We start from the raw sequence: 2,911 nt of genomic DNA, 5'->3' as shown, positions 1-2,911 counted from the left end.
GTTCACCGGCGGCAACATCGTGTTCGCGGTGTTCCAGTTCGAGAAGATGGTCGTCTTCGTCTTCGTCGCGTTGTATCTGCAGCAGAGCCTCGGCCAGTCCCCCGTGATGGCCGGCCTCGTCGTCTCGGTCGCGATCGTGCCCACCCTGATCACCTCCAGGCTCGCCGGCGCCGTGCGCGACCGCCGGGGTCCGCGCGTGCCGCTGGTGGCCACGCTGATCACCACGGCGGTCACGGTGGCCGCCGTCGGCGGGGCGACGATCGCCGGCAACACCGCGCTGCTCATCGCCGCGATGGTGGTGTGGGGAGCGATCATGCCGTTCATCGCGGTGACGACCAGACCCGCGGTGATGGGGGCGGCACCGGCCGACAAGCAGGGGCAGGCCAGCGGGGTGAACCTGAGCATCCAGATGCTGGGCGGCACCCTGGCCATCGCGGTGTGCAGCCCGTTGCTGATCGCGACCGGCGCGTTCTGGCCGGTGTTCGCCGCGACTGCGGCGGTGACGCTGGCCGCCGCGGCGGTGGCGTGGCGCACCATTGCCCCGCCCCCGCAGGCCCCGTCGCGGCGCACGACATTGCGTGATGTGTGAGCACATGGGTACCTAAGCTGTGTGAGCATGCAGTCCCCAAGCACATCGGCGCTGCACCCTCTGCCGTGGTTTCTGGCCACCAGCCCGTCGCCGCACCCCGAGATGGTCGAGCGCCCCGCGCTGGCCGATCTGCTGGACCGCTACACCGATCGCCACCGTGCGACGATCGTCACGGCACCGTCCGGCTTCGGGAAAACGGTCGCGGTGGCTCAGTGGGCGAGAAGACGCCGGCACCGCGGCCAGCCGGGTGCCGTGGCGTGGGTGACGCTGTCGGCAGGCACCGGCGACATCCACGATCTCGTGCGGGGGGTGCTCACCGCGCTGCAGCGCAGCGCCCGCGAACGCGGTGACGTCGACCTGCACCGCGCGTTGGCGACGGTGTACGACTCCGGCAGCTACCACGAGGCACTGGCCGCGGTGGGCGCGATGGACACGCCGGCCGTGACCGTGGTGATCGACGACTTCCACAAGGCGACGACGGTGACCGAGTCCGACCTGGCAGACCTCATCGAATACGGACCGCAGTGGCTGCACCTGGTGATGATCACCACCGACCCCGTCGACTCGAAACTGGGGCGGCTCAAGGTGCACGGCCAGGTGGCCACCATCAAGGCGGCCGACCTGAGCTTGTCGACTTCCGAGATCCAGGCCGCAGCAGCCCTGGTCGGCCGCGACATCGGACCGGGCAGGGCCCAGGCCGTCCAGACCATCACCGCGGGTTGGCCTGCGGCCGTTCGCCTGATGCTGACCAGCGGTGCAGACGTTCCGGCAGCCGAGTCCGGGACCGAACTGATGACGGAGTACATCAGAACCACGGTTCTGGACCGGCTGCGAAGCGAAGTCGCCGAGTTCGTGCTCAGCACCACCGTGTCCGCCCGGATGGACGGGCGGCTGGCGACGGTCCTGTCCGGCCGTCCCGACGCCGAGCGCCTGATCGCCGAATGCCTCTCGGCAGGATTGTTTCTCGAGCGGTTCGACGCAGAGGTGCGTGAGAACGCCGTTTACCAATGGCATTCGATGTTCGCCACGCACTGCCAGGCGATCCTGCGCCGGTACCACCCGGCACGGTGGCGAGAACTCAACCGACTCGCGGCCCGCGAGCTGGCCGACGCCGATCCGGTCGCGGCCGTCGATCACGCGATCCACGCCGACGACTGCGCAATCGCCCAGGACATCGTCGCCGGACACTGGCTCGAGCTGCTGCTGCAGTCCCGTTGGCGGGCCCTCGACGAGCTGTGCGGACGCATGCTCGATGCCTTCGGGGAACTACCCGAGGTACTGATGATCAGAGCGTGTTGCCGAAGCCTGATCGGCGACGGCGTCGGAGCCGCAACACAGTTCGACCGCGCCGGCATGCTGGCGGCCGGCGGTGACGCCGCACGGCGGCTGCGGTTCATCGCCGACCTGTCCTGTGTCCTGGTCGCAGACGATGAAGACGAGATGTCGCAGGCCGTCCAGCGGGCCGAGGACGTACTCGGTGACCGAACGGTGGTCGGCCCCCGCGTGTACGCGTGCACGCTGTTCGTACTCGGCTGGGCCAAGTCCCGGCTCCGGTACGGTTCCGACCGCGGTTCCGAGCTTCTGACGGCCGCGGTCAACGAGTGCTCTGCGACGGGATTGTTCGAAGTCGCCACCCGGGCACGGCAGAACCAGGCGCTGGCGACCGCCCATGCCGGAGAATTCGACCGGGCGCTGAGCGTGCTGCACCGAGACACCTCTGATGTCGCCGGCGAACCCGGATTCTGGCTGGCACACGACGGGGCCGGAATCGAACGGTTCGCGGCCGGTTGGGTCAACTTCTGGCGCGGCGAACTCGATTCTGCACGTGAGGATTTCACCGTTGTTGCGGGGTCGGTCGGTGCCGGTTACCCGGATATGGCATGTCAGATGCTGGCCTTCACGGTCGCAACTCTTGCCGACCGCCGCGCAGCGCGCACCGTGCAGGCCGCGGTGGCCCGGATGGCCGACGTCGACACCCACGGTGTGCCGTTCAGCAGCTACAAGCAGGCCAGCCTGGCGAGACTGGCCGAACTGAACGGCGAGCCGGCGAAGGCGCTGGACCTCGCCCGCCCCGTGGCAGACAGGGACAACCTGCCGATGGTGGCGGCCGTGCTGTCGGGCATGTGCCGCCGGCTGGGGGATCCCGAACTCGCCCGCGCCTTCGCGAACAACGCGGTGGCACACGACGTACCGGACTACCTGAGGGCATCGGGGATGCTGACCCTGGCGCTGCTCGATATCGGATCCTCGCCTGACGAAACCACCCATGAACGGCTCGAGGAGATGCTCGCGCTCGCGGCACCGCAACGGGTGCGTTACCCG

Annotated in this window: 2 protein-coding genes; both read left to right on the top strand. The window is 69.0% G+C overall.

The annotated features are described in order from the left end of the window. On the top strand, positions 1–589 hold a 589-nt coding region (locus ACN27A_RS34010), incomplete at its 5' end, for an MFS transporter (protein ID WP_421459053.1). 27 nt (positions 590–616) lie between these two features. After that, positions 617–2,911 (top strand): AAA family ATPase (locus ACN27A_RS34005; protein WP_421459055.1); only part of this gene is annotated, 2,295 nt, incomplete at its 3' end.

The sequence above is a fragment of the Micromonospora sp. WMMD737 genome, assembly GCF_049179055.1.
GTDB classification, from domain to species: Bacteria; Actinomycetota; Actinomycetes; order Mycobacteriales; family Micromonosporaceae; genus Micromonospora; species Micromonospora reichwaldensis.
This window is presented reverse-complemented; position numbering and strand designations above follow the sequence as displayed.